The 25,118-nt window shown below is 71.7% G+C and carries 21 protein-coding genes; 9 read left to right on the top strand and 12 right to left on the bottom strand.

Features of this window, described 5'->3' with window-relative positions:
• Window positions 1-608: 608 nt before the first annotated feature.
• The 3 genes from CIW48_RS26575 (at window position 609) to CIW48_RS26565 (ending at window position 4,087) form a co-directional block, all read left to right on the top strand.
• Window positions 609-1,094, top strand: coding sequence for a MucR family transcriptional regulator (locus tag CIW48_RS26575; protein ID WP_149313432.1), 486 nt, complete (start codon window positions 609-611; stop codon window positions 1,092-1,094).
• A gap of 131 nt (window positions 1,095-1,225) precedes the next feature.
• Window positions 1,226-2,683, top strand: a complete 1,458-nt coding sequence (locus CIW48_RS26570; RefSeq protein ID WP_149313431.1) for a Do family serine endopeptidase — start codon at window positions 1,226-1,228, stop codon at window positions 2,681-2,683.
• 60 nt (window positions 2,684-2,743) lie between these two features.
• Complete coding sequence (locus CIW48_RS26565) at window positions 2,744-4,087, top strand: replication-associated recombination protein A (protein WP_149313430.1); 1,344 nt, start codon at window positions 2,744-2,746, stop codon at window positions 4,085-4,087.
• A 281-nt stretch (window positions 4,088-4,368) separates the two neighbouring features.
• Here CIW48_RS26565 and CIW48_RS26560 read toward each other — a convergent pair whose 3' ends face one another.
• Window positions 4,369-4,833 carry an Lrp/AsnC ligand binding domain-containing protein gene (locus CIW48_RS26560; protein WP_043385985.1) on the bottom strand — a complete coding sequence of 155 codons (465 nt, stop codon included), beginning with the start codon at window positions 4,831-4,833 and terminating at the stop codon, window positions 4,369-4,371.
• 248 nt (window positions 4,834-5,081) lie between these two features.
• On the opposite strand from CIW48_RS26560, the gene CIW48_RS26555 reads away from it, so the two are divergent.
• Both CIW48_RS26555 and ggt read left to right on the top strand, forming a co-directional pair.
• Complete coding sequence (locus CIW48_RS26555; RefSeq protein WP_149313429.1) at window positions 5,082-6,092, top strand: 1-aminocyclopropane-1-carboxylate deaminase; 1,011 nt, start codon at window positions 5,082-5,084, stop codon at window positions 6,090-6,092.
• A gap of 205 nt (window positions 6,093-6,297) precedes the next feature.
• Window positions 6,298-8,067, top strand: coding sequence for a gamma-glutamyltransferase (gene ggt / locus CIW48_RS26550; protein WP_149313437.1), 1,770 nt, complete (start codon window positions 6,298-6,300; stop codon window positions 8,065-8,067).
• A 125-nt stretch (window positions 8,068-8,192) separates the two neighbouring features.
• Here the strand turns inward: ggt and purD are convergent, their stop codons facing one another.
• From purD to CIW48_RS26535, 3 genes are all read right to left on the bottom strand, one after another.
• Window positions 8,193-9,467 carry a phosphoribosylamine--glycine ligase gene (gene purD / locus CIW48_RS26545; RefSeq protein WP_149313428.1) on the bottom strand — a complete coding sequence of 425 codons (1,275 nt, stop codon included), beginning with the start codon at window positions 9,465-9,467 and terminating at the stop codon, window positions 8,193-8,195.
• A 109-nt stretch (window positions 9,468-9,576) separates the two neighbouring features.
• Window positions 9,577-9,891 (bottom strand): hypothetical protein, encoded by a 315-nt coding sequence (locus tag CIW48_RS26540; RefSeq protein ID WP_149313427.1) that lies wholly within the window; start codon window positions 9,889-9,891, stop codon window positions 9,577-9,579.
• Window positions 9,892-9,964: 73 nt separating this feature from the next.
• Entirely contained in the window at window positions 9,965-11,191 is a 1,227-nt protein-coding gene (locus CIW48_RS26535; protein WP_149313436.1) for an oxalate decarboxylase family bicupin, read from the bottom strand.
• Between the two features lie 204 nt (window positions 11,192-11,395).
• Here CIW48_RS26535 and CIW48_RS26530 point away from each other — a divergent pair, with 204 nt between their 5' ends.
• Complete coding sequence (locus CIW48_RS26530; RefSeq protein WP_149313426.1) at window positions 11,396-12,664, top strand: efflux RND transporter periplasmic adaptor subunit; 1,269 nt, start codon at window positions 11,396-11,398, stop codon at window positions 12,662-12,664.
• A 116-nt stretch (window positions 12,665-12,780) separates the two neighbouring features.
• Here CIW48_RS26530 and CIW48_RS26525 read toward each other — a convergent pair whose 3' ends face one another.
• The 6 genes from CIW48_RS26525 to CIW48_RS26500 form a co-directional block, all read right to left on the bottom strand.
• Window positions 12,781-13,716 carry a dihydrodipicolinate synthase family protein gene (locus tag CIW48_RS26525; protein ID WP_149313425.1) on the bottom strand — a complete coding sequence of 312 codons (936 nt, stop codon included), beginning with the start codon at window positions 13,714-13,716 and terminating at the stop codon, window positions 12,781-12,783.
• Between the two features lie 128 nt (window positions 13,717-13,844).
• On the bottom strand, window positions 13,845-16,121 hold the full coding sequence (locus CIW48_RS26520; RefSeq protein WP_149313424.1) for a xanthine dehydrogenase family protein molybdopterin-binding subunit: 2,277 nt from the start codon (window positions 16,119-16,121) through the stop codon (window positions 13,845-13,847).
• Between the two features lie 10 nt (window positions 16,122-16,131).
• Window positions 16,132-17,175: a xanthine dehydrogenase family protein subunit M gene (locus CIW48_RS26515; RefSeq protein ID WP_149313423.1), complete on the bottom strand. Its 1,044-nt coding sequence runs from the start codon at window positions 17,173-17,175 to the stop codon at window positions 16,132-16,134.
• Window positions 17,172-17,663 carry a (2Fe-2S)-binding protein gene (locus tag CIW48_RS26510; RefSeq protein WP_149313422.1) on the bottom strand — a complete coding sequence of 164 codons (492 nt, stop codon included), beginning with the start codon at window positions 17,661-17,663 and terminating at the stop codon, window positions 17,172-17,174. Before CIW48_RS26510 ends, CIW48_RS26515 begins: the two co-directional genes overlap by 4 nt.
• A gap of 117 nt (window positions 17,664-17,780) precedes the next feature.
• Window positions 17,781-18,011 (bottom strand): DUF2945 domain-containing protein, encoded by a 231-nt coding sequence (locus tag CIW48_RS26505; protein ID WP_149313421.1) that lies wholly within the window; start codon window positions 18,009-18,011, stop codon window positions 17,781-17,783.
• Window positions 18,012-18,122: 111 nt separating this feature from the next.
• Window positions 18,123-18,386 carry a hypothetical protein gene (locus tag CIW48_RS26500; RefSeq protein ID WP_149313420.1) on the bottom strand — a complete coding sequence of 88 codons (264 nt, stop codon included), beginning with the start codon at window positions 18,384-18,386 and terminating at the stop codon, window positions 18,123-18,125.
• Window positions 18,387-18,537: 151 nt separating this feature from the next.
• Here CIW48_RS26500 and CIW48_RS26495 point away from each other — a divergent pair, with 151 nt between their 5' ends.
• Window positions 18,538-19,782 (top strand): histidine kinase dimerization/phosphoacceptor domain -containing protein, encoded by a 1,245-nt coding sequence (locus tag CIW48_RS26495; protein ID WP_149313419.1) that lies wholly within the window; start codon window positions 18,538-18,540, stop codon window positions 19,780-19,782.
• Between the two features lie 90 nt (window positions 19,783-19,872).
• Window positions 19,873-21,006: a hypothetical protein gene (locus CIW48_RS26490; RefSeq protein WP_149313418.1), complete on the top strand. Its 1,134-nt coding sequence runs from the start codon at window positions 19,873-19,875 to the stop codon at window positions 21,004-21,006.
• A 44-nt stretch (window positions 21,007-21,050) separates the two neighbouring features.
• Here the strand turns inward: CIW48_RS26490 and CIW48_RS26485 are convergent, their stop codons facing one another.
• Complete coding sequence (locus CIW48_RS26485; RefSeq protein WP_149313417.1) at window positions 21,051-21,953, bottom strand: AraC family transcriptional regulator; 903 nt, start codon at window positions 21,951-21,953, stop codon at window positions 21,051-21,053.
• Window positions 21,954-22,049: 96 nt separating this feature from the next.
• Between CIW48_RS26485 and CIW48_RS26480 the strand changes: the two genes are divergently transcribed.
• Window positions 22,050-22,796 carry an SDR family oxidoreductase gene (locus CIW48_RS26480; RefSeq protein WP_149313416.1) on the top strand — a complete coding sequence of 249 codons (747 nt, stop codon included), beginning with the start codon at window positions 22,050-22,052 and terminating at the stop codon, window positions 22,794-22,796.
• A 610-nt stretch (window positions 22,797-23,406) separates the two neighbouring features.
• Here CIW48_RS26480 and CIW48_RS26475 read toward each other — a convergent pair.
• Entirely contained in the window at window positions 23,407-25,110 is a 1,704-nt protein-coding gene (locus CIW48_RS26475) for a DEAD/DEAH box helicase (RefSeq protein ID WP_149313415.1), read from the bottom strand.
• Window positions 25,111-25,118: the final 8 nt, after the last annotated feature.

Raw genomic sequence — 25,118 nt, 5'->3', positions numbered from 1 at the left:
GGAGCAGCCCGGTAGCTCGTCAGGCTCATAACCTGAAGGTCACAGGTTCAAATCCTGTCCCCGCAACCAAATCCCGACACGCAAAACCCGCCGCGCTCACAAGCGCGGCGGGTTTTTCTTTGGCCAAACAGCCCTACGCCCGCCGGCCTGGGCCGCTTCGGCCTCTGATCGGTTCGGTCTGCGCGTCCCGATCCTCCTTCCAGGACCGAGGTGTCTCGCCGGCCGGGCAAGGCACGCTTGAGTTGTCCTTATCCACCTGTGATGGCGGCCTCAGTCACATCCGGAGCCCACAAAGCGCGGGTCATCAAGGCCGCGAAAGCTCTATAGCCTGCGCCACGTCGCGCCATCGGCTGTAGAGGGCAGGCGGCGCAGGCAAGGAAGGATAATTCGGCAATATCGATTGCGCACAAGCGACGCCTTGGCGGGCATTACTCCTTGAGGTTGAGCGATCAAAATCACTCTTATTGCGCTACTTGGGATCGTATACCCGAATTCCGAATTTAAGACTTGACCCATCTTCCGAATGCGATTGTATCAGGCGTCCGAATCGCGGCGCCGTGCTTGCGTTCTGGCGAGTTTCGTCATCACGAGAAGGCAGCGCACGAGACATGGCTCAGTCGAACGGCGGCTCCCTCCGCTTCGTCACCCTCGCCTCCGAGATCGTCTCTGCCTATGTGAGCCACAATCACGTGCAGAGCGCGGATCTGCCCGGCCTCCTCGACGAGGTCCACACGGCGATCCGGGGGATCTGCAACGCCAGCCAGAAGCCGCCGGCCGCCAAGGCGACCGCCCAGGAGATACGGCGCTCGATCTCTCCCGATTTCCTGATCTCGTTCGAGGATGGGAAGCCTTACAAGACGCTGCGCCGCCATCTCACCCTGCGCGGCCTGACGCCGGAGGCCTACCGGACGAAGTGGGGCCTCGCCCCCGACTACCCGATGACGGCCCAGAGCTATTCAGAGCAGCGCTCCCAGCTGGCCCGCTCCCTGGGCCTCGGGCAGCCCCGCGGGCCGGTCGCCGAGCCCGCGCCGGATCCGGCGCCCGCGCCCCAGCCCACCGGAAAGCGCCGGAGCCGCAGCAAGGAAGCCGTCTGACACCGATGCGATCCGCGTGCGGCGACGGTGTCGTCGGCCTGCCGCAATCGGCCTCGATAGCGTGAGGCCGCACGGTGCGCCTGCCTTCTCTCGGCCTGGACGGCGCACCCGCCCAGACGCCGGAGCCCCGCATGCTGACCCGCCTCGCCCTGCCCGCCCTCGTCGCAGCCCTGCTGGCTGCCAGCCCGGCCGCAGCGCAGATGGCGCGAACGGAGACCCGGGAGCCTGCGAAGGACGGTACCGCGAAGGCCGTGCCGCTCAGCAAGGCCGACGTGCAGCTCTCCTTCGCCCCCGTGGTGAAACGGGCCGCGCCCTCGGTGGTGAACGTCTACGCGTCCCACGTGGACAAGCGCTCCAGCGCCCGCACCAGCGCCATGGAGGAGTTCATGCGCCGCTTCTTCGGCGAGCCGGAGGGCGGCCGCGGCCCCCGGGGTGACCGGGCGCAGCGATCCCTGGGCTCGGGCGTGCTGGTCGATGCCGACGGCCTCGTGATCACGAACAACCACGTCATCGACAACATGAACGAGGTGCGGATCGCCCTCGCGGATCGCCGCGAGTTCGAGGCCACGATCGTGATGCGCGACACCCGCACCGACCTGGCGGTGCTCAAGATCAAGGAACCGCCGAAGAGCCTGGTGCCGATGCCGTTCGGCGATGCCGACGCCCTGGAGGTCGGCGACTTCGTCATGGCGATCGGCAACCCGTTCGGCGTCGGCCAGACGGTGACCCAGGGCATCGTCTCGGCGCTGGCGCGTACGCAGGTCGGCTCGGCGGATTATCAGTACTTCATCCAGACCGACGCGGCGATCAACCCGGGCAATTCCGGCGGCGCGCTGGTGGACCTGCGCGGCCAGTTGGTGGGCATCAACACGGCGATCTACTCGCAATCGGGCGGCAGCCACGGCATCGGCTTCGCGATCCCCGTCGGGATGGTCAAGGCGGTGGTCGACGCCGCCCGGGACGGGGCGAGCGTCGTGCGCCGGCCCTGGCTCGGGGCGCGCATCCAGAGCGTCACCCCCGACATCGCCGACAGCATGGGCCTCGATCACCCGACCGGCGTGCTGGTGGCGAGCCTCCAGCCCAAGAGCCCGGCCGAGGAGGCGGGCCTGAAGCGCGGCGATCTCGTTCTCACGGTCGACGGCCAGGAGGTGGCCGACCCGGAGGCCTTCGGCTACCGCTTCGCCCTCAAGGGCGTCCAGGGCCAGGCCCGGTTCGGGATCCTGCGCGGCACGACCCGGCAGACGGTCTCGGTCAAGCTCGCTCCGGCTCCGGAGACGCGCCCGCGGGACGTGCTCAAGGTGAAGACCCGCTCGCCCTTCCTGGGCGCGACGCTCGTCAACACCTCACCGGCGGTCGCCGAGGAGATGCAGGTGGACTTCCCGGCCGAGGGCGTGGCCGTGCAGGCGGTGGACGAGAATTCCGTCGCCGCCCGGGTCGGGCTGCAGAAGGGCGACGTGATCGTGGCGGTCAACGGCGTGCCGATGGCGACCACCAAGGATCTCGACCGGGTCACCCGCAACAGCCTCAATTCCTGGGAGGTCGCGATCAACCGCAACGGCGAGATCCTGACTTCGGTCTTCGGGGGCTGATCCCGCGCGATCGCGGCCGGCCGGCTTGCGCCGGGGCTCGGCCCCGGTGTTGATGCGCAGATGTCCGACCTGTTCGCTTCCGCGGAGCCGCCCTCCGCGCCGGATCCCGGCCGCGCGTCCGGCCCTGAGGCCGCCCGCCCGCTGGCGGACCGGCTGCGTCCGCAGAGTCTCGCCGAGGTCGTCGGCCAGGAGCACCTGACCGGGGAGGGCGGGGCGCTCACCCGCCTGCTGCGCGGCCGCAGCCTCGGCTCGCTGATCTTCTGGGGGCCACCCGGCACCGGCAAGACCACGGTGGCGCGGCTGCTCGCTCAGGGCACCGACCTGCATTTCGAGCAGATCTCGGCGATCTTTTCCGGCGTACCCGACCTGCGCAAGGTGTTCGAGGCGGCGCGCAGGCGCCGAACGACCGGGCAGGCGACCCTGCTGTTCGTGGACGAGATCCACCGGTTCAACCGGGCGCAGCTCGACGCCTTCCTGCCGGTGATGGAGGACGGGACCGTCACGCTGGTGGGCGCCACGACGGAGAATCCCTCCTTCGAGCTGAACGCCGCGCTCCTGTCCCGGGCCCGGGTCCTGCTGTTCCGGGCCCTCGACCCGGGCGCCGTCGCGCGCCTCCTGGTCCGGGCCGAGGCGCTGACCGGTCAGGCCCTGCCGCTCACCGAGGAGGCCCGGGGCGTGCTGGTCCGCATGGCCGACGGCGACGGCCGGGCGGCCCTGACTCTGGCGGAGGAGGTCTGGCGCTCGGCGCAAGCGGGCGAGATTCTCGACGCCGAGGCGCTCCAGGCGATCGTGCAGCGGCGGGCGCCGATCTACGACAAGGCGCAGGAGGGCCACTACAACCTGATCTCGGCCCTGCACAAGACCGTGCGCGGCTCGGATCCGGACGCGGCGCTCTACTATCTCTGCCGGATGCTCGATGCCGGCGAGGATCGGCTGTTCATCGCCCGCCGGCTGGTCCGCATGGCGGTGGAGGATATCGGGCTCGCCGACCCGCAGGCCCTGGTGGTGGCCAACGCCGCCAAGGACGCCTTCGACTTCCTCGGAAGCCCGGAGGGCGAACTGGCGCTCGCCCAGGCGGCGATCTATCTCGCCTGCGCGCCGAAATCGAACGCGGTCTACGAGGCCTACAAGGCCGCGACCCGGCTCGCCAAGGAGGCGGGATCCCTGCCGCCGCCGCGCACCATCCTCAACGCGCCGACCAAGCTGATGAAGCGGATCGGCTACGGCGAAGGCTACCGCTACGACCACGACGAGCCCGACGCCTTCTCGGGCCAGGATTACTGGCCGGACGCGCTGGGGCGCCAGCACCTCTACCAGCCCACGGAGCGCGGCTACGAGAGCCGCTTGGCCGAGCGCCTCGACAGGTGGGAAGCGCTGCGCAAGCAGCGGCGCGGGGAGGGGTAGGCGGGAGTCGGCGCCTCTCCAGCAGCCGGCCACGCTCGTCCTCGGCCTCGTCCCCGGCCTCGTCCCGAGGTGCCGGAGCGCGGCGGAGGCCTCGAAGGCGGGCTCCAGGGCTGGCGCGGCCGGCTGGAGGGCTCCTTCGAGGCTCGCTCGCCGGGCATCTCAGGCAACGTCCGGAGAAGGCGGGCTCCAGGGCTGGCGCGGCCGGCTGGAGGGCTCCTTCGAGGCTCGCTCGCCGGGCATCTCAGGCAACGTCCGGATCGGAGAGCCCGATCGTGACACGGTCACAGGTCGAGGGGCGCGTTGTCGATCACCTCCTTCATCACGAAGAAGGTCCGTGTCTGGCGCACCCCCGGCAGGCCGATCAGCGTGGCGCTGTGGAGGCGGTTGAAGTCAGCCATGTCGGAGACCCGGATCTTCAGCATGTAGTCGAAGTCGCCGGCCACGAGGTGGCAGTCGAGGAGCACGGGGATCGCCCGCACGGCGGCCTCGAATTCGGAAAAGCTCTCGGGAGTGGAGCGGTCGAGCACGACGCCGACGAAGACCAGGGTGCCGCGTCCGACCCGCATCGGGTCGATCAGCGCCCGGACGGCCCGCACGAACCCGTCGGCGAACAGGCGCTGGATCCGGCGGTGGCAGGTGGCCGCGCTGGTGCCGACCCGCTCGGCGATCTCGGCATTGGCCATGCGCCCGTCCGCCTGGAGGAGACGGAGGATCTTCTGGTCGATCCGGTCGAGCCCTTCGGACATGGCGGATTCTTTCAGTTTGAAGGCAGTAACAGGAATGTTACCTCATGATCCTGCTTAACAGCGGACGATCATCTCCGCCAAGGCTCGAAGATCGAGAGCACCTTTCAGACGAATTCGGATAGATGTCTGCCGTGCTTCGGAGACGCCCCGGCTTGGTCCGGTGACTGCTCCGGATCCCCGCTTCGACGCAGCTGGCCGGACGGAGACCGCTCCTGCCCCGGCCGCGCCCCGAGACCCGGAGAGACCCGATGCTGGACAAATTCGAGCGCTATCCCCTGACCTTCGGCCCGACGCCGATCGAGCCGCTCAAGCGCCTGACCGCGCATCTCGGCGGGGAGGTGGAGCTCTACGCCAAGCGCGAGGATTGCAATTCCGGTCTCGCCTATGGCGGCAACAAGCTGCGCAAGCTTGAGTACATCGTTCCGGACGCTATCAAGAGCGGCGCCGACACCCTGGTGTCGATCGGCGGCGTGCAGTCGAACCACACCCGCATGGTCGCGGCGGTCGCCGCCAAGATCGGGATGAAGTGCCGGCTGATCCAGGAGGCCTGGGTGCCCCACGAGGACGCCGTCTACGACCGGGTCGGCAACATCCTCCTGTCGCGGATCATGGGCGCGCAGACGCAGCTCGTGGATGACGGGTTCGACATCGGCATCCGCGATTCGTGGAAGCGGGCGCTCGCCGAGGTCGAGGCCGAGGGCGGCAAGCCCTACGCGATCCCGGCCGGCGCCTCGGTGCACAAATATGGCGGGCTCGGCTATGTCGGGTTCGCCGAAGAAGTCCGCAGGCAGGAGGCCGAGATGGGCCTGCGCTTCGATTACGTGGTGGTCTGCACGGTCACGGGCTCGACCCATGCCGGCATGCTGGTCGGCTTCTCCGCCGACGGCCGCGCCCGCAACGTCATCGGCATCGACGCCTCCTGCACTCCCGCCCAGACCAAGGCCCAGGTTCTCGACATCGCCCAGAACACCGCCGCACTCGTCGGCGCGGGCGATATCGTGGCCGACGACGTGGTGCTCAACGAGGATTACGCCTACCCGGTCTACGGCGTGCCCTCGCAGGAGACCGTGGAGGCGATCCGGCTCTCGGCGCGGCTCGAGGGGATGATCACCGACCCGGTCTACGAGGGGAAGTCGATGCAGGGCATGATCGACCTCGTGAAGAAGGGCTTCTTCCCGAAGGGCTCGAAGGTGCTCTACGCCCATCTCGGCGGCGCGCCGGCGCTGAACGGCTACAGCTACACGTTCCGCAACGGCTGAGGCCGAGCCGGACAGCCGGGCCTTTCCCGCCCATCCCCCCTCATCCTGAGGCACCCGCGTCAGCAGGCCTCGAAGGAGCCCTCCTTCGAGGCTGCTTCGCAGCACCTCAGGATGAGGTGATCGCATGCGAGCCGCGACTCCTGCGTGCCGTCCCCTATATGGCGGTGCGGGATCCGCACCGGAGAAGGCAGGGATGATCGCACCGATGATCGCACCGGCACGCGCGCTGCTCCTGGCCACCCTCCTCACCCTCGGAGGCCCCGCCGCCCGGGCCGCCTCGGGGCCGGCCGTGGAGGCCGAGAACGGGATGGTGGTCTCGTCCCAGCGCCTCGCCTCGCAGGTGGGCGCCGACATCCTGAAGGCCGGGGGCAACGCCGTCGACGCCGCGGTGGCGGTGGCCTACGCCGAGGCGGTGGTGAACCCCTGCTGCGGCAACCTCGGCGGCGGCGGCTTCCTGGTGCTCCACAGCGCCGACGGGCGCAGCCGCTTCGTCAATTTCCGCGAGACCGCCCCGGCGGCCGCCACCCGAGACATGTATCTCGACGCCGCCGGCAACGTCGTGAAGGGCGCGAGCCTGCGCGGCTGGAAGGCGGCCGGCGTACCCGGGACGGTGCTCGGCCTCAACACCGCGCTCGCGGCGTACGGGTCCCTGCCGCTGGCGCGGGTGATGGCGCCGGCGATCGCGCTCGCCCGGGACGGGTTCGTGCTGACCCGGGGCGACACCGATATCCTCGAATCCGGCACCAAGCTGTTCGCCGCCCAGGCGAACGTCGCCCGCATCTTCCTGCGCCCGGACGGAAGCCCCTGGCGGCCCGGGGATCGGCTGGTCCAGCCCGACCTCGCCCGCACCCTCCAGGCGATCGCCGACCACGGCTCGGACGCGTTCTACCGGGGCGCGATCCCGGACGCCGTGGAGGCGGCGTCGCGTGCGGGCGGCGGCCTCCTGACAGCCTCCGACTTCGCCGCCTACACGGTGACGCAATCCGAGCCGCTGACCTGCCGCTACCGGGGCGCCACCATCCTGTCGGCGCCCCCGCCCTCGTCGGGCGGCACCACGCTCTGCGAGATCCTCAACATCCTCGACGGCTACGACCTGCGGGCCGCCGGGTTCAACGCGGCCCGGACCGTGCACGTGATGGTCGAGGCGATGCGGCGCGCCTATGCCGACCGCAACTTGCTGCTCGGCGACCCGGCCTTCGTTAAAAACCCGGTCGACCGGCTCCTGTCGCCGGCCTACGCGGAGACGCTCCGGGCCTCGATCCGTCCAGACCGGGCGACCCCGTCGGCGGAGATCCGCCCGGATCCGGCCCTGGAGACGCGGGAGCGGGCCGAGACGACCCATATCTCGGTGATGGACAAAGCCGGCAACGCCGTCTCGCTGACCTATACGATCAACGGCTATTTCGGCGCCGGGGTGATCGCCGCCGATACGGGCTTCTTCCTGAACGACGAGATGGACGACTTCACGGTCAAAACCGGGGTTCCGAACCTGTTCGGCCTCGTGCAGGGGACGAAGAACGCGATCCAGCCGGGCAAGCGCCCGCTCTCGTCCATGGCGCCCACGATCGTGCTGCGCGACGGCAAGGTCGCGCTGGTGGCCGGCTCGCCGGGGGGCTCGCGGATCATCACGATCAACGCGCAGACGCTGATCAACATGCTCGATTTCGGCATGGAGCCGCAGGAGGCGGTGGACGCCCCGCGCATCCACCACCAATGGCTGCCCGACACGGTCTACGCCGAGCCCTTCGCGCTCTCGGCGGACACGCAGGGCATCCTGCGGGGGATGGGCCACACGATCGTCGAGCAGAAGCCCTGGGGCGCGCAGGAGCTCATCGCGGTGCGCGGCGCCGCGCCGGTGGCCCCGGAGGCGGCCTCCTCGGGCAACGACGCCTCGCGCACCGAGCGGATGCGGCCGGGCCTGCTCTACGGCGCCAACGACAACCGGAGGCCGGCCGGCGCGGCGATCGGAGACTAGCGGATTTCCGAAGGGCTGCGCCCTTGGCGGGGTTCGGAGGCGGAGCCCCGACATTCGGGCGAAGCCCGACACCAGGGCTCCGCCCTGGACCCGCAAAAGGTCGAAGACCTTCTGAAACCAGGATTTCAGCCCTGCCCGGCCTCCCGCGCCACCGCCCGGAACCCGATATCCCGTCGGCAGAAGCCTTCCGGCCAGTCGATCCGGGCCACCGCCGTGTAGGCGCGGGCCTGGGCGTCGGTGACGCTGTCCCCGAGCGCCGTGACCGCCAGCACCCGGCCGCCATCGGCCAGAAGCTGCCCGTCCTCGGCGCGGGTTCCGGCCTGGAACACGTAAATCCCGTCGCCCTCCGCGGCCTCGACGCCCCGGATCACCGAGCCGCGGACCACGGCCCCCGGATAGCCGGCCGCCGCCATCACCACGGTGAGGGCCGCCCGATGGGAATCGAATTCCAGGCTCACGCCGGACAGGTCGCCCTCGCAGGCCGAGAGCAGGGCCGGCACCAGATCGGAGGCGAGGCGCGGCATCAGCACCTGCGCCTCGGGGTCGCCGAAGCGGGTGTTGTACTCGATGAGCTTGGGGCCGTCGGCAGTGAGCATCAGGCCGGCATAGAGGATGCCGGTGAACGGGCAGCCCCGGGCCCGCATGCCCGCGAGCGTCGGGCCGATGATCTCGGCCATGACCCGGGCTTCGATCTCCGGCGTGACCACCCGGGCGGGGGAATAGGCACCCATGCCGCCGGTATTCGGCCCACGGTCGCCGTCGAAGACGCGCTTGTGGTCCTGGGCTGTGCCGAGGGAAATGGCACGCGTGCCGTCGCACAGGGCGAAGAAGCTCGCCTCCTCGCCGAACAGGCATTCCTCGACCACCACCTCGGCGCCCGGATCCGCGAAGAGGGCGGTCAGGGCGTCCTCGGCCTGGTCGAGGGTCTCGGCCACGGTGACGCCCTTGCCGGCGGCGAGTCCGTCGGCCTTCACGACGATCGGGGCCCCCCGCTGGCGGACATAGGCCAGGGCCGGCTCGAGGTCGGTGAAGCGTGCGAAGGCGGCGGTCGGGATGCCGCAGGCGGCGCAGAGATCCTTGGTGAACCCCTTCGAGCCCTCCAGCCGGGCGGCGTCGCGGGTCGGCCCGAAGGCGCGGATCCCGGCGGCCTTCAGATCGTCCACAAGCCCGGCGACCAGCGGCGCCTCGGGCCCGACCACCACGAGGCCGATCGACTCCGCGGCGCAGAAGGCGGCCACGGCCGCGTGGTCCGTGACGGAGAGGTCTGGGCGGTTGATCCCGTGGCGGGCCGTGCCGGGATTGCCCGGCGCCGTGAACAGGCGGGTGCAGAGCGGGCTCTGGGCCAACCGCCAGGCCAGGGCGTGCTCGCGGCCGCCGGAGCCGATCAGCAGGATATTCATGCGCACGCCATCATGGGCCCAGCTTCTGGGCGAAGCGTGCCCGCGGGAAAAGGTTTTTTTTCGGGCTTTCCCCGCTCTGCGCGGATATCCCGGCCACGCAGCAGCCGAGTCAGCAGCCGATGCAGACGCTCGTGTTGACGCCGCCGCCGCGCCGCACGACCCCATGGCGGCCGATATGGCGGCCCGCGCGAATGCCCCGATAGGGCAGGTAAGGTCCGGAGGCGTCGAACTGGACGTTGCGCTGGATCGTCTGGTTCAGCGTGTTGAAGTCCGAGATCCGCTGCTGGTTAAACGCGCGGATCTGGCCCTGCAGGGCGAACGAGGTGTTGGCGGCGTTCGGGTCGTTCTGCTGCACCTGCGCCCAGGCGGTGCCCGCCGGGAGGGCGAGCGCCAAAGCGAGGAGCGCGCGGGACGCGGCGTGCATGGGGCCCTCCGTGCGGGGAACGAGCGATCTCGCAGGGTCGACGCGCCAGGATCGGTCCGGGTTCCGGGCCGCGTCAACCCGGCACGACCGGGGATTTGGTCTCCGGCAGGGCCTCCACCAGCTTGGGGTCCAGCCCGGTATGGGCCTGCACCAGGGGGTGCGGGGTGAGCGCCAGCCACTGGGTCAGGGAGATGTCGGCGTAGCGCGGGCTCTTGAACATCTCCAGGAAGGTCAAGGTCGTGTCACCGGTATTCTCGATGTAATGGCCCATGGCGAAGGGCACGTAACCGACGTCGCCGGCCTGGTAGTCGAAGGTGCGGGCCTTCGATTCGGAGCCGAACACCGTCATCCGGCCCTGGCCGGAGAGGTAGTATTGCCACTCGTCGCCGTTGGGGTGCCAGTGCAGCTCGCGCAGGCCGCCAGGCTCGACCTCGACCAGCGCCGCGGCGATCGTCGCGGAAGCCGGGAACACCGTGGAATCGGTGATGCGCACGCTCCCGCCCCTGGTGCGGACCGGCTCCTGGGCCAGCATCTTGTGGCTGAAGGTCTTCGGCACCGGACCCGAGCCGCCCATCCTGTCGGCCGCGAGGGGGCCGGGCTGGGGGCCGGGGAAGATGTAGAGCTCCTTCTCGGGGATCTTGGCGAAGGCGCTCTCGGGCAGGCCGAAATTCCTGGCGAGCACGTCCTTCGGCGTGTGCGCCAGCCAGTCGGTCAGCAGGAAGGTGGAATCCTCCGAGAAGCCGCCATCGTCGAACACGAGCAGGAACTCGCAGCCGTCGATCCCGTCGGCGGAAAGCCCCTGGATCGAGTGCGGGATGCCGCCCGGGAAGTACCAGAGGTCACCTTCGCCGACATCGTCCGCGAAGGTGCGCCCGTCCTGATCGACCGCGGTGATCCGGGCCCGGCCCTTGATCATGTAGGCCCACTCGGATTCCTTGTGCCAGTGCATCTCGCGGACCGCACCGCCCTTGAGCCGCATGTTGACCCCCGCCATGGCCTTCGAGACCGGCAGCTCACGGATCGTGGTCTGGCGCGCCCAGCCGCCCGCCTCCAGCCGCATGTGGCTGTCGCTGAATGACCATTTCAGGTTCGGCATCGTGCCGTGGTCGGTGGCGGGCGGGGCCAGGGTGAACGGCTCCTCGGCGGCCCGGGGCCGGTTCTGCGGGCCGAGGATGTCGGCGCCCTTGCCGCCGCGCTCGGGCAGCGGCGCGGCCGGAGCGGCGGATTGCGCCGCGGCCGAGGTCGCCGCCATCGCGCCGCCGGCCGCCGCGATGAGCGCACGCCTTGAGATCTCGGTCATCATGGATCGGTTCCTGTCAGTGCCAGGAGAACCGGTCGCGCACCCGGAGGATCCCTGGGCTCCGGGCGAGATGCCGCATCCTGCGCTGCGGCATCTCGCCCGGAGCCCGCGCGCGGCCTATGAATTGAATACGGCACGGGGCGCGTCCCGGCCGTTCGTCGGACACGATCGGCGGTTGATGCGCGGCGCGACCCGAGGGCGAGGATGGCGGACCGGGACAGTTCAGCCGCGGACGGAACCGGCCCGCCCGCGCGCGGCCGCCGGTGGCTCGCCCTGCTGGCGCTGTCGGCCCTCGCCCTCCTCGGATACCGCCTGTGGCCGGACGCGTCCCGGGCGGCGAGTCCGCCCCCGGCCGCCGAGGCGAAGCCGCCGACCGTGCGGGTCGCCCTCGCGGCCAGGGCCTCCGATACGCTGAGCCTGACCCAGACGGGCACCACCCAGGCTTTCGATACGGCGAGCCTCTATCCGCGGGCGACCGGCTACATCGTCGCGCGCGAGGTCGATCTCGGCTCGCACGTGAAGAAGGGCGACCTGCTGTTCCGGATCAGCGCGCCCGACCTCGACCAGCAGCTGGTCCAGGCGCAGTCGCAGGTGCTGCAGCTCCAGGCAGCGCGGATCCAGGCGCGCGCGATGGTCGACCAGGCCGAGGCCAACCGGCACCTCGCCGACGTGACCAACCGGCGGACCTCGACCCTGGCCGGCACCGGGGTCGAGACCCGGCAGAACGCCGACACCTCCCAGGCCGGGGTGCTGGCGCAGACCGCCAATGTCGACGCCGCCAAGGCCGCCGTGAAGGTCGCCGAGGCCAACATCGCCGCCCAGGAGGCCCAGGTCGCCCGCCTGAAGGTCCTGACCGGCTTCGAGGAGATCCGCGCGCCCTTCGACGGGGTGGTCACGGCCCGCAACAACGACGTCGGCGACGCGGTGACGGCGGATACCAACACGGGGGCGCCGCTCCTGACGCTGGCGCGGGACGACGTGCTGCGCATGGCGGTGAACGTGCCGCTCTACGCCGCCGACGGCGTCAAGGACGGGCTCAACGCCAGGGTCGAGGTGGCGCAGATTCCCGGGAAGGTCTTCCCCGGCACGGTCTCGCGCTCGTCGACGACGCTGCTCTCCGCCGCCCGCACGCTGGTGACGCAGGTCGACATTCCCAACCCGGACGGCGCGCTGCGGGCGGGCCTCCACATCACCATCACGCTGGAGATTCCGCGGACCGCGCCCGCCGTGACGGTGCCGAACGACGCCCTGATCTTCGACCAGAACGGGACCCGCGTGGCGGTGGTCGGGACGGAGGCCGACGGGAGCACCGTAGTGCGGATGCGCCCGGTCACGATCTTCCGCCAGACCCGGACGGCACTGGAGCTGCGGTCGGGCTTGCGCGGAGGCGAGCGCGTGGTCGTGGGCCCGCCGGCCGGCCTGCGCGACGGCGACCGGATCGCGCCGCAGCCGGAGGGGCGGACGGGGGCGTGAGAGCCAGCCCGGGCGTATGGGAGCCGCACCGATCGTCCTGGCGAGCGGCGCGACGCCGACCGACCCCGTCGACCTGCCCCTTTCCCGGCCAGGCGAGGGGCAGGGCGTGCCGGGCGTCAGGCCTCGAGCCGCGCCCGCGAATCCGTGCGAGCGAGGCGGGCCAGCAGGTACTCGACCTCGGCCTTCGCCTGGGCGGTCAGGGCCTGCGACGGCTTGCGCTGCGCGTCGGATGAAAAAATCCCGCGCCGCATGAACACGTATTTGCGCACGGCGAGGCCCAGCGGGCCCTGCTGCTGCTCGTAGCGCAGATAGGGGAGGTGGGCGTCGAACAGGTCGTGGGCGGCGTCGCGCTCGCCAGCCCGGCCGAGGCGGACCACGTCGACCAGCATCTCCGGGAAGGCGTAGCCGGTATTGGCCCCGTCGGCGCCGCGCTCGGTCTCGAAGTCGAGGAACAGGCCGCCATTGCCCACCAGGATGGAGATGTGGCGCATCGAGCCGTCCGCCTCGAAGCCGCGCAGCGTCGAGATCTTCTCCAGGCCCGGCCAGTCCTCGTGCTTGAGCATCACGCAGGAGGGGTTTTCCGACACGATCCGGCGGATCACGCCGGGGGTCATCTGGACCGAGAAGGTGAGGGGATAGTCCTGAAGCACGAAGGGCACGTCCGGGCCCACGGCCTCGGCGGCATTCCGAAAATAGCCGACCACTTGGTCGTCGGTGCGGAGCGTGTTGGGCGGCGCGATCATCACGCCGGCCGCGCCCAGCTCCATCACCTCCCGGGCGAGCGACCGCATGGCCGCGAAGCCTGGCGCCGTGACGCCGACGATCACCGGCAGCCGGGTGCGCCCGAGGACGCGCCGCGCCACCGCGATTCCCTCCGCGTGGTCGAGCTTGCCGGCCTCGCCGAGCTGGCCGAGGATCGTCAGGCCGTCGACGCCGGCCGCCCCGAAGAAGTCTGTCATCCGGTCGAGGGAGACCTCGTCGATCCGGCCGTCCGGATGGAACGGCGTCGGCGCGATCGGTACGACGCCGCCGATGTCGCTGGTGAGGGGCATGCCGGTCTCCGCGCTGCTGCGGCGGCCGCCGGCCGCCGGGTGGCATGCCCCATACTAAAAAATCTCGGGCGACGCGACGCGCCCGGGACGGGATCGGACCGCGTTCGGCGCGCGATCGACCGGTTCGATCAGCCCAGCAGCTTGTCGAGGGTGATCGGCATCTCGCGGACCCGCACGCCGGTGGCGTGCCAGACCGCGTTGGCGATGGCCCCCACCGTGCCGGTGATGCCGATCTCGCCGACCCCCTTCACGCCGAGCGCGTTCACCACCGCGTCGTCCTCGTGGACGAGGATCGCCTCCAGGGCGGGCACGTCGGCGTTCACCGGCACGTGGTACTCGGCGAGGTTGTCGTTGAGGAACCGGCCGGTGCGCGGGTCCATCTCGGCCCGCTCGTGCAGGGCGAAGGACAGGCCCCAGATCATCCCGCCGTAATACTGGCTCTGGACAAGGCGCGGATTGATCACCCGGCCGGCCGCGAAGGCGCCGGTGAGGCGGCTCACCCGGATCTGGCCGAGATCGGGATCGACCTTCACCTCGGCGAAGACCGCCCCGTGGGCGTGCATGGCGTAGGAGGCCTGCGCGGCCGGATCGGCGCCGGCCTTGCCCTGGCCCTCGATGCTGGCCCGGCCGGCCCGCCTGAGGATGTCGGTGATGGACTCGCTCCGGCTCGGGTCGTCGCGCCGGGCGAGCCGGCCGCCCGCCGCGGTGACGCCGGCATTGCCGGCCCCGTAGAGCGGGGAGGCGGGATCGTTGGTGGCGAGATCCGCGAGCTGGCGGATCACGTCGCCGGCGGCCGCGTGGATCGCCCCGCCCGCCGTCGCGGTGTGGCCCGAGCCGCCCGCGATGCCGGCATTCGGCAGGTCGGAAGACCCCATCCGGAAGGTGAGGGCGTCCATCCCGATCCCGAGCCCGTCGGCGGCGATCTGGGCCAGCGCCGTCCACGAGCCCTGGCCCATGTCGATCGCCCCGAGCTCCACCGTGCCGGTGCCGTCGGCGCGGATCTCGGCCCGGGCCATGCCCTCGAAGATCAGCGCCGGGAAGGTCGCGGTGCCCATGCCGGTGCCCACCAGGAACCCGTCCTGGTCCCGCGTCTGGCGGGGCTGGAGCGGGCGCCCGGCCCAGCCGAAGGCCTCGGCGCCGCGCCGGTAGCATTCCCGCAGCGCCTTCGACGAGAACGGCTTGCCGGTGATCGGTTCGACCTCGGCGTAATTGGCGAGCCGGAAGTCCAGCGGGTCCATGCCGAGCGCGAAGGCCATCTCGTCGAGCGCACTCTCCAGGGCGACGCTGCCGGTAGCCTCGCCGGGCGCCCGCATGAACAGGGGCGTGCCGGTATCGAGCCGCACCGCCTCGTGCCGGATGGCGATGGCGGGGCTGGCGTAGAGGGTGCTGGTCGCCCGGCCCGCCGGCTCGAAGAAGTCGTCGAAGCTCGACGAGGCGGTGCGGATGTGGTGGTCGAGCGCCGTGAGCTTGCCGGCGGCGTCGGCGCCGAGGCGGATCGTCTGCCGGGTCGGGCCGCGATGGCCCATCGGGCCGTACATCTGGCTCCGGGTCGGCACGAGCTTCACCGGTTTGCCGACGAGCTTGGCCGCCATGCAGGCGAGCACCTGCGGCCCGGCCGGCACGCCCTTCGAGCCGAAGCCGCCGCCGAGATAGGGGCTCTCGATGTGGATGTCGTCGGGGCTGATGCCGAACAGCCCGGCGAGCCGCCCCTGCGACATGGCGAGGGCCTGGGTCGGCATGTGCAGCGTCAGCCGGTTCCCGTCCCAGCTGGCGACGGCCGCGTGCGGCTCCATGGCGTTGTGGTACTGGGCCGGCGTCTCGTAGGTGGCGGCGATCGTCTTGGACGCGGCCGCGAGCCCGGCCTCGACGTCGCCGTCAATCTCCACCGGCGGCGCGCCGACGCCGACCGAATCCGGCGTGAAGACCGCGCCGGAATCGAGCCCGATCCGCGGCGTCTCGGCCGCGTAGGTCGGGGCGAGCAGCCGGGCGCCCTCGGTGGCCGCCTCCAGAGTCTCGGCGATCACCACGGCGATGGGCTGGTTGGCGTAGCGGACGCGGTCGTTCTGCAGGAGGTCGAGGCGGAACGTGAACGGCCCGTCCTTGGCGTCCGGGTCCTTGGCGAGCGCCGGGGCGTTCTGCGGCGTCATCACCGCGACGACGCCGGGATGGGCCTCGGCGGCGGCCACGTCGAGGCCGGTGACGCGGCCCTTGGCGATCCGGGCGACGCAGAGCGCGGCGTGGAGGGTCTCGGGGGGCAGGTTGTCGGCGGAGAAGCGGGCCTGGCCCGTCACCTTGAGGGGGCCGTCGCGCCGGGTCAGCGGCTGGCCGATGCTGGAGCCGTGGCGGATCGCGCCGGCGGGGAGGTTCGAGGCGGGCGTGTTCGATGGCTTGGAGGTCGCGGTCATGCGGGTCTCCTCAGACGATGCCGAACGGGGAGGCGGGGAGCGCCGGGATCCGGGCGGGCGTGCCCGCGGCGGCCTGGGTCAGCGCGCGGATCGCCACCCGGCGGGCGAGCTCGATCTTGAAGGCGTTGGCCTCGCCGGTGGGCTTGGCGCCGGCCAGCGCCGCGGCAGCGGCCTGTGCGAAGGCCTCGGGGGAGGGTGCCTGTCCGGCGAGCGCGGCTTCAGCCTTCGCCACCCGCCAGGGCTTCAGCGCCAGCCCGCCGAGCGCCAGCCGGGCCTGCCCGATCCGTCCGCCGGCCTCCAGGGTGAGGGCGGCAGCCGCCGAGACCACCGCGAAGGCGTAGGAGGTGCGGTCGCGGACCTTGAGATAGCGGGCATGGCCCCGGAAGGACGCCGCCTCAGGCGGCAGGCGCAGGGCGGTGATCAGCTCGCCCGGCCGCAGGTCGGTCTCCCGCTCCGGATGGTCGCCGGGCAGCAGGTGAAAGGCCGTCAGCGGCACCTCCCGGGCGCCGTCCGGCCCGGTGATCTCCACCACCGCGTCGAGGGCGGCGAGCGGCACGCAGAAATCGGACGGGTGGGTGGCGATGCAGTGCTCGCTCCAGCCCTGGACCGCGTGGATGCGGGTGGCGTGGCCCAGAGCCGCGCAGCCGGAGCCGGGCGCGCGCTTGTTGCAGGGCGAGACCGCGTCGGTGAAGTATTGGCAGCGGGTGCGCTGCATCAGGTTGCCGCCGACCGTGGCGGCGTTGCGCAATTGCGCCGAGGCGCCGGCCAGCAGGGCCTCGGCCACCATCGGGTAGGCCTTGGCGAAGGCGGGGTCATAGGCGAGGTCGCTGTTGCGCACCAGGGCACCGACCCGGGTGGTGCCGTCCGGCAACCGCTCGATCGCCGAGAGGCCGGGCAGGCGGGTGATGTCGACGATCCGCTCGGGAGTCGCGACGCCGCCCTTCATCAGGTCGACGAGGTTGGTGCCGGCGGCGAGGAAGGCGGTGCCCGGAACCTGCCCGGCCGCCACGGCCTCCGGCACGCTCGCGGGGCGGATGTAATCGAAGCGTCTCACGCCGCGTCCTCCCGGTGCTCCGTGCGGGCCGCCGCGTCCTGAACCGCATCGAGGATGCCGGCATAGGCGCCGCAGCGGCAGAGATTGCCGCTCATGCCCTCGCGGATGCGCTCGGGATCTGTGCCGGCATGACCCTCGCGGATCAGGCCGACCGCGCTCATGATCTGGCCGGGAGTGCAGAAGCCGCACTGGAAGCCGTCATGGGTGATGAAGGCCGCCTGGACCGGGTGGAGCCGGTCGCCCTCGGCGAGCCCCTCGATGGTCAGGATCTCGGCGCCGTCGAGGCTCGCGGCGAGCGTCAGGCAGGAGTTGATGCGCCGTCCGTCCACCAGCACCGTGCAGGCGCCGCACTGGCCGCGGTCGCAGCCCTTCTTGGCGCCGGTCAGGCCGAGGCGCTCGCGCAGGAGGTCGAGGAGGGTCACCCGCGGATCGTCGAGGGCGATCTCGCGCGGCTGCCCGTTCAGGGTGAGCCTGAGGGGAATGGTCATGCGGGGGTCCCGGCTTGCAAAGGCTGGAACCGTTACAGATAGCCGCCGCCACGCTCTCGGCGAGACCGTAAGCACAAAGTGATGTGCGCAAGATCACGGTACGCGCAGGTCGCGCCCCTATGCGGACTTGACCGTGACTTCCGAGACGGACTTCAGCACCGTCTTTCCCTTGGCAGTCTTGATCTCCAGGGCCGGCTCCGCCTTCGAAGCCTCGCGCTTCACCGTGTTGCCCTTGATGGTCTTCTTGACGTCCTGGGTGTGGACCTTGGTCACCGCACCCGAGACGGTGCCCTGACCCCATTTGTAGGTCACGTCGTCGCCAGCCTTCACCTTCGCCTGGGCGGTCATGTGCGTCTCCGTCGCGGATGCGGGGAAAGCGGAGCCGGGGCAGGGGCGTTCCCGGGTATCCACGGCCGGAATGCCGCAGCCGGATCGACCTGCCCCGCCGGAATTCCAGCCTCAGCGCCCGACCGACCGGCGCAGGGCCGTGACCATCGTCTCGACCGCTCCTTGCGCGGCGTCACCGAGGTCGATGGCGGTCTCGCCGGCGGTGACGAGGCCGCGCGCCTCCAGCTCCTTCACGCCCTCCGGATCGGCCTCGTGGCCGGCGCCGTCGCGACGGATCACCGAGGTGACCGTCTCGCCGCTGACGAGGCGGTGATAGGCCGCGAAGGCGAAGATCGAGAGGGCCTTGTCGGAGAGTCCGTTCACGTCGTCGGCCATGCTTGTGCGCCTCCCTGCACTCCTCGCGGGCTGTTCGACGAACGCCGCGGGAGCGTTGGGGCTCCGGATGGCGGCAGGGGTGCGACGACGGGTGCACCCGAGCGGCGACGCTTCGCGCCGGGGCCGCCTTCCTGCTACTCTGCCATCCTCCATGAATGCGCAGACCGATCAGACCGAAGTGGAACCCAGCCCCGAGACGCTCCGCGCGCCCGCGCCGCCCGATCTCGACTATCGCCTGCGCCAGCAGGTGATCCTGTCGGAATTCGGCGTCGAGGCGTTGCGCGGCACCGATGTCGACCACCTGCTGCAGCGGGCCGCGGAGCTGTGCGCGCAGGGCATGGGCGCCGAGTTCTGCAAGGCGCTGGAATATCAGCGCGGTGCCGACACCCTGCTGGTCCGGGCCGGCGTCGGCTGGGGGCCCGACGTGATCGGGAAGGCCCGGATTGGGGCGGACCTCGCCTCTCCGGCGGGCTTCGCCCTCAAGACCGGCCGGCCGGTGATCTCCAACCACCTCGCCGATGAGACCCGGTTCCGCACGCCGCAGCTCATGGCCGATCACGGCATCCGCCGGGCGATCAACGTGCTGATCGAGAATCGGGACGGCGCCTTCGGGGTGCTGGAGGTGGACGATACCCGGGAGGGCATGTTCGAGGAGGCCGACATCGCCTTCATGCAGGGCTTCGCCAACCTGCTCGGCGGCGCGATCGAGCGCCAGCGCACCGAGACCCTGCTGCGCGCCGCCCTCGCTCGGCAGGACCTGCTCGCCCGCGAGATGAGCCACCGGGTCAAGAACAGCCTCGCCATCGTGGCGAGCCTGCTCGCCCTCCAGGCCCGGGCCGCCGAAGACCCGGCCGTGCAGACGGCCCTGGCGGATGCGCGCAGCCGCGTCGAGGCGATCGCGGGCGTCCACGACCAGCTCTGGCGGCAAGGTGACAAGGATGGCGACAAAGCGGAGGGTGACGGGGAGGGGGTGCCGGGCGAACTCGACCTCGCCCCCTTCCTGGAGAAGCTGGTGGCCAACCTCGCCAGCGGCGTGCCGGGCCAGCGGCTCGCCTGCACGGCCTGCCCGCAGCGGATCTCGGCCGACCGGGCGATCCCCATCGGCCTGCTGGTCAACGAACTCGTCACCAACGCGCTCAAATACGCCTACCCGCCCGAGACGCACCCGGCGGGCGGGGAGATCCGGGTCCGCGCCGAGCGCCGGCCCGAAGGGCTCGTGGTCGAGGTGACCGATGACGGGATCGGCCTGCCGGCGGGGTTCGAGATCGGGCGCGCCTCGAAGAGCCTCGGAATGCGGGTGGTCGGCAGCCTCACGCGCCAGCTCGGCGGCAGCCTGACGATCCCGGCCCGGGAGACGGGCACCTGCTTCCGCCTGGAGGTGCCGCTGGCCGGTTGAGCGCGCCGCCCGGCCGGGGCGGGGACTGGACAAAGGCCCTGCCCCGTCGCGATCTGCGCGCGACGGGCTCGGCGAGAGTGAGCGGGTGCAGTGACCGGGATCAGCACGACGGCGGCGCGCCTCGCCGAACGGCTCCACGCCTTCCGGAGCCTCGGCGACAATTGCGAGTTCGGGTTCGTGCAGCGCTACGGCGGGGTCGAGCCCTCCGGGCTGCTGCGCTTCTCCTACACGCCGATGGCGGACCTGATCCGCGGGCTGCGCTGCGGCTTCGCGGATTTCGGCGTACCGGGAGATCTGCGGCTCTCCGTGAGCGCCGGGGGCACCTATTACTGCCACAGCGTAGCCTACAACATCTGGGCGAATACCGGGCACCCGGCCGGCTCGATCGAGCCGGCGGTGCTGCTGGAGCGGGAATACGGCCGGCTGGCCCATCTCAAGCGCAAGCTGCTGGACGACCTCGCCGACGGCTCGAAGATCCTGGTGCGCAAGGTCGGCCGCGACGAGCCCGAGGCCGATTTCGCCCGCCTGACCGAGGCGGTCTGGGGACACGGGCCCTCGACGCTGCTCCGCGTGACCGAGGCCGGGCCGGACTGGATTCCGGAACCGGCCCGGCGCGTCGCCGACCGGCTGATCGCGGGGCGGGTCCGCCGCTTCGCGCCGGTGGAGCAGGCCTGGGAGGTCGACCTCGAACCCTGGATGCACCTCGTGGACAGCGCCTACGCGCTGGAGCGCGGCGTGGCGCCGACCCCCCTCGACGCCGCCGCCTTCCCGGAGGCGCTGACGCTGCCGGGTCGCCTGCGTCGGCATGTCGGCCGGCACCGGGCGATGGCGCTCAGCGCCTACACGCGGGCGGTGGATCCGGCCAGCTTCCGCACCGATGCGGTCCACGTCTTCTCGAGTTGGGTGTGGATCCCGGAGGACTTTGCCGGGGACCGGGTCTTCGCGGCAGCCGGCTATGCCCGGCTGGGCTGGCGGGATGCCGACCTGTCGCGGCGCCGGTGCTGGCAGCGCGTCTGGGCGGCGGGGCGGCTGCGGCCCGATGCGACGCGCGAGCCCGTCGGGCTCGGCATGATCGGCACGCGGCGGGACAGGTTCTGGTCCGCCGGGGCGCGCTTCGCCGAGGGGCCGATCCCGGGCGATGAGCCCGCGCCGGATCTGCCGATGCCGCCGTTCCGTTTCCCGGGCCGGGATCTCCTCGGGCGGCTGCTGCCGCGGGTCCTGTAGATCGGACGCCCCGCTCTCCCGCTCCGGGCGCCTTCATTCCTCTCTCAGGCGCCGCGCGCGTAGAGGGCGGGCGGCATCCCGACATGCCGCCGGAAGGCCGCGCTGAAGGTGCTGGCGGAGCTGTAGCCCACCCGTCCGGCCGCCTCCGCGACGGTGATCCCGTCCCGGCGGAGGAACGCCTTGGCCAGCGCCATGCGCCAGCCGGTGACGTAGGCCATCGGCGCGACCCCGACCGCGCGCTGGAACCGGTCGAAGAAGGCTGACCGCGACAGGGCGGCCTCCCGGGCGAGGGCGCCCACCGTCCAGGTCTGTGCCGGCCGATCATGGATGCACCGCAGGGCGCCAGCGAGATGATCGTCGCGAAGCCCGCGCAGGAGTCCGGCCGACGCGGATGGACCCGCGGCCGAGCGCAGGGCCTCAATGAGGAGCACCTCCAGAAGCCGCGTCAGGACGGCTTCTCGGCCCGGTCGCCCCGCCCGCGTCTCGTCGTCGACGAACTCCACCAGGGCACTCAGCCGCGGCTCGCCGCGCACATGCACCTGATGCGGCAGGAGCGACACCAGCAGGCCGGCGTCGTCCGAGGCGAAGGTGCAATGCCCGACCAGCATGCGAATGTCGGGCTCGGCGTGCTCCGGCCCGAGCCGGAACAGGCCGGGGCTCGTTTCAACGGGCGCGGCCGGCGCCTCTAACGGCGTGTTCGCCGGCGGCTCAAGGCTGGAGACCGCGAAGGCGCGGGCTGCCGGTACCAGGATGAAGTCGCCCGCCTCGAGCACGACCGGTGCGCCGCCCGCCACATCCAGACGGCACCGCCCCTCCAGGATCGCGCCATAGAACGGCCGGCCGGCATCCGAGCGCGTCACCCGCCACCGGCCACCCGCGACGATGCGTTTCGAGATGTCGGGCTCGGGCCGGAGCATGCCCACCACTTGGCTGAGGGGATCCGTCATATCTGGACGATCGCGCATGGAATTCGGACTTTTGATCGTAGATCGTCCAGCCTCGGCCGCCTACCCTCCGGGCCTTCCCAACCGGAGTCATCGTCCATGCGCACCATTCTCATCACCGGCTGCTCGTCCGGCTTCGGCCTGGAGACGGCCCGCTTCTTCCTCGACCGGGATTGGTCGGTCGTCGCCACCATGCGGAGGCCGCACCGCGACACCCTGCCCGCCTCCGACAGGCTCCGCGTCCTGCCGCTCGACGTGACGAAGGCGGACAGCATCGCGGCGGCGGTGGCGGCGGCGGGCCCGATCGATGTCCTCGTCAACAACGCGGGCGTCGGGCTGCTCAACGCCCTCGAGGGGACAACGCCCGCCATGGCCGACGAGGTCTTCGCGACCAACACGCTCGGCACCATCGCGATGACCCGAGCAGTGCTGCCGCAGTTCCGGAACCGGCGCGCGGGCGTCATCGTCAACGTCACCTCGGCCGTGACGCTCAGGCCGCTGCCGTTCCTCTCGGTCTACACGGCCAGCAAGGCGGCGGTGAATGCCTTCACCGAAGCGCTCGCGGTGGAACTGGACCCGTTCGGCGTGCGCACACGCCTCGTCATCCCAGGGCGGGCCCCCGACACGGCGTTCGGCGAGAATGCCCGCGCCCGCATGGGGATGGACATTCCGGAGGCCTATGCGGAGCAGGGAGCCACGCTCTTCGCCGGGATGCGCCAATCCGCCGAGCCCGTGACGCGGTCGCTGGACGTGGCGGCCGCGATCTGGCGGGCGGCGACCGATCCGGCCTGCCCGATGCGCCTTCCGGCCGGCGCGGACGCCGAGGCCTGGGCCGCGGCCGCCTGACCGCCACGGTTCCGGCGACATCCGACGGCCCGCCTCGGGGAGGGCGGGCCGAGCAGACGGACGGGCATGCCGGTGCGGACGTTCCGCGCCGATAGTGCCGTCCGCGCGGGATGGAGATCGCGCGACGGAATCCGGCGGATCAGTGCGCGTGACGCATCCGCGGGGAGGGGTCCCAGGCCGCCCTCGCCCGATCCGGCGGACCGGGGCTGCCCGGTGGTCCGCCGCGATCGCCGCCGTCACGCATCCAGGATCGCGGCGGAGCCGGCTCCCGCATCGAAACCTCCGATCGTGCCGGCTCCCACCAGAGCCGGCCGAAGCCGGCCGAGATGTGTTCGGCTTTTCTCTCCGTTTTGTTCCAAGCTGAGGCCCGCTATCCGGCTCCGGGACCCGCCCCGTGCCAGGATCCATAGTTCGCATAAGATATATTATGGAACATAGAAGGCAGTCCCGGCCGGGCGAGGGGCTGGCATGCCAGGTTGTCACCGGTGGGCGATCCGGGATGATGCCGCTTCGTGCCGTGTCCGGTTCCAGAGGCCGCGATCCGGCCTGGCCGCCTGGACGTCGCGGCCGGATCGGGTGAGGGCGGTCCGAGCCCCCTCCCCGCAGCGGCTCATGCCGCGCGCCCGGCCATGCGGCGCACATCGCCGAGGATCCGGCCGTCCTGCGTCCGACAGTCGATATGCTCCGACAGCCGGCCGGCCCGGATCCGGATCGCCGTCGGCCGGGCCAGAAGCTCGGCGCGCTCCAGGAAGCCGAGGGCGCTCATCGGCGCGTCCCGGCCGCCGCCGAGGCCACGCCACCAGGACACCGCCTTCTCCCGCTCGTAGCCGCTGCGCTCGGGCCGCAGATGGACGCGCCACACCGCCTCGGCGGCGCCGTCCCGCCAGCCGAGCACGAGGTCGAGCCCGTCCGGTGCCGCCTCCAGGCTCAGGTCCGTGACCGGATGCCAAGCCGGCTCGTGCCAGCCGGTTTCCGCCGCCGGGGCAGGGCCGGCCGGTTCGGGGCCCGGCAATCCGGGATCCGCCGAGAGGATCGCCAGTTCGTCGTCGGCTGCGGCCTCGTGCGGGGCCTCTGTATCCGCTTCCGGCTCGGTCCAGCAGGCCTCGCAGGTGGAGGCGTTCAGCGCGATCAGGGCGCCGCAGCCGGGGCAGGGCTTGGCGCGCGAGCCCCCTGCCCCGCCGATCACCTGGGTGGCACTCCGGACCGTCACGGCGTCCACGGGGCCGTGCATCCGCACCAGACCGGCATAGTCGAGGATCAGTGCATTGACCTTGCCCGGGGCGCAGCGCAGCGCCCGGCCGACCTGCTGCACGTAGAGACCGGTGCTGCGGGTCGGGCGCAGCAGCGCCACGAGATCGACCTCGGGCACGTTGAAGCCGGTCCCCAGCACGCCGACCGAGGTCAGGCAGCGGATCCGTCCAGCCCGGAATGCCGCCACGATCCGGTCGCGCTCCCGCCGTGGGGTCTCGCCCGAGACGGTCTCGCAGGAATACCCTTCCGCCCGCACCGCGTCGCGCACGGCCTCCGCGTGGGCGAGCCCGGCGCAGAAGGCGAGCCAGGCCCGGCGGGCACGCCCGTACTCCGCGAGCTCCGCGACCGCCGCCCGGGTGATCCACTCGCGGTTGACCGCCGCCTCCAGCTCGCCCGGGATGTAGTCGCCCCCGCGCCGGCCGACGCCCGAGACGTCGAGCTGGGTCAGCGTCGCCTTGGAGACCAGGGGCGCCAGGAAGCCGCGCCGGATCAGCGTGAACGTGTCGGCCTCGTAGGCGATGCCGGAGAAGAGCCGGTGCTCGCCTTCGTCGAGGCGGCCCGAATCGAGCCGATACGGGGTCGCGGTGAAGCCCGCCACGCGCATCCCGGGGGTCAGCGCCCGCAGGCCGGACAGGAAGCGGCCGTAGCGGGTGTCGGCGGCGCGGGGGATCAGGTGCGCCTCGTCGACGATCACGAGGTCGCGCGGGCCGACCGCGTCGAGCCGGTCGGCCACCGACTGGATGCCGCAGACCAGCACCGGCGCCCCGGCCTCCCGCCGCCCGAGCCCGGCCGAGAAGATCCCGGCCGGCGCCTCCGGCCAGGCGCGGGTCAGCTCCGAAAAATTCTGGGCGACCAGCTCGCGGCTATGGGTGACGATCGCCACCCGGGCGCGGGGGTTTTCCTCCAGGGCCTCCCGGGCGAGGGCCGCGATCACGAGTGCCTTGCCGGCGCCGGTGGGCAGCACGATCAGGTGGCCGGGCGCAGCCTCGTCCGCCCCTGCCCGCGCCCAGGCGGCCGAGAGCGCGTCGAGGCTGGCGCGCTGGTAGTCCCGCAGGCGCAGCATGGCGGCGG

It is taken from the genome of Methylobacterium sp. P1-11 (assembly GCF_008329595.1).
In the GTDB taxonomy this organism is placed as follows: Bacteria; Pseudomonadota; Alphaproteobacteria; order Rhizobiales; family Beijerinckiaceae; genus Methylobacterium.
The sequence above is the reverse complement of the archived record's forward strand: the minus strand, read 5'-3'. Positions and strand labels throughout refer to the sequence as shown.

Coding starts and splice junctions, on each gene's coding strand:
- CIW48_RS26575 (WP_149313432.1), top strand. CDS start 609: ATGGCTCAGTCGAACGGCGGCTCCCTCCGCTTCGTCACCCTCGCCTCC.
- ggt (WP_149313437.1), top strand. CDS start 6,298: ATGATCGCACCGGCACGCGCGCTGCTCCTGGCCACCCTCCTCACCCTC.
- CIW48_RS26495 (WP_149313419.1), top strand. CDS start 18,538: ATGAATGCGCAGACCGATCAGACCGAAGTGGAACCCAGCCCCGAGACG.
- CIW48_RS26525 (WP_149313425.1), bottom strand. CDS start 13,716: ATGCCCCTCACCAGCGACATCGGCGGCGTCGTACCGATCGCGCCGACG.
- CIW48_RS26560 (WP_043385985.1), bottom strand. CDS start 4,833: ATGTCCGAAGGGCTCGACCGGATCGACCAGAAGATCCTCCGTCTCCTC.
- CIW48_RS26520 (WP_149313424.1), bottom strand. CDS start 16,121: ATGACCGCGACCTCCAAGCCATCGAACACGCCCGCCTCGAACCTCCCC.
- CIW48_RS26530 (WP_149313426.1), top strand. CDS start 11,396: ATGGCGGACCGGGACAGTTCAGCCGCGGACGGAACCGGCCCGCCCGCG.
- CIW48_RS26540 (WP_149313427.1), bottom strand. CDS start 9,891: ATGCACGCCGCGTCCCGCGCGCTCCTCGCTTTGGCGCTCGCCCTCCCG.
- CIW48_RS26500 (WP_149313420.1), bottom strand. CDS start 18,386: ATGGCCGACGACGTGAACGGACTCTCCGACAAGGCCCTCTCGATCTTC.
- CIW48_RS26505 (WP_149313421.1), bottom strand. CDS start 18,011: ATGACCGCCCAGGCGAAGGTGAAGGCTGGCGACGACGTGACCTACAAA.
- CIW48_RS26485 (WP_149313417.1), bottom strand. CDS start 21,953: ATGACGGATCCCCTCAGCCAAGTGGTGGGCATGCTCCGGCCCGAGCCC.
- purD (WP_149313428.1), bottom strand. CDS start 9,467: ATGAATATCCTGCTGATCGGCTCCGGCGGCCGCGAGCACGCCCTGGCC.
- CIW48_RS26570 (WP_149313431.1), top strand. CDS start 1,226: ATGCTGACCCGCCTCGCCCTGCCCGCCCTCGTCGCAGCCCTGCTGGCT.
- CIW48_RS26555 (WP_149313429.1), top strand. CDS start 5,082: ATGCTGGACAAATTCGAGCGCTATCCCCTGACCTTCGGCCCGACGCCG.
- CIW48_RS26535 (WP_149313436.1), bottom strand. CDS start 11,191: ATGACCGAGATCTCAAGGCGTGCGCTCATCGCGGCGGCCGGCGGCGCG.
- CIW48_RS26510 (WP_149313422.1), bottom strand. CDS start 17,663: ATGACCATTCCCCTCAGGCTCACCCTGAACGGGCAGCCGCGCGAGATC.
- CIW48_RS26475 (WP_149313415.1), bottom strand. CDS start 25,110: ATGCTGCGCCTGCGGGACTACCAGCGCGCCAGCCTCGACGCGCTCTCG.
- CIW48_RS26565 (WP_149313430.1), top strand. CDS start 2,744: ATGTCCGACCTGTTCGCTTCCGCGGAGCCGCCCTCCGCGCCGGATCCC.
- CIW48_RS26480 (WP_149313416.1), top strand. CDS start 22,050: ATGCGCACCATTCTCATCACCGGCTGCTCGTCCGGCTTCGGCCTGGAG.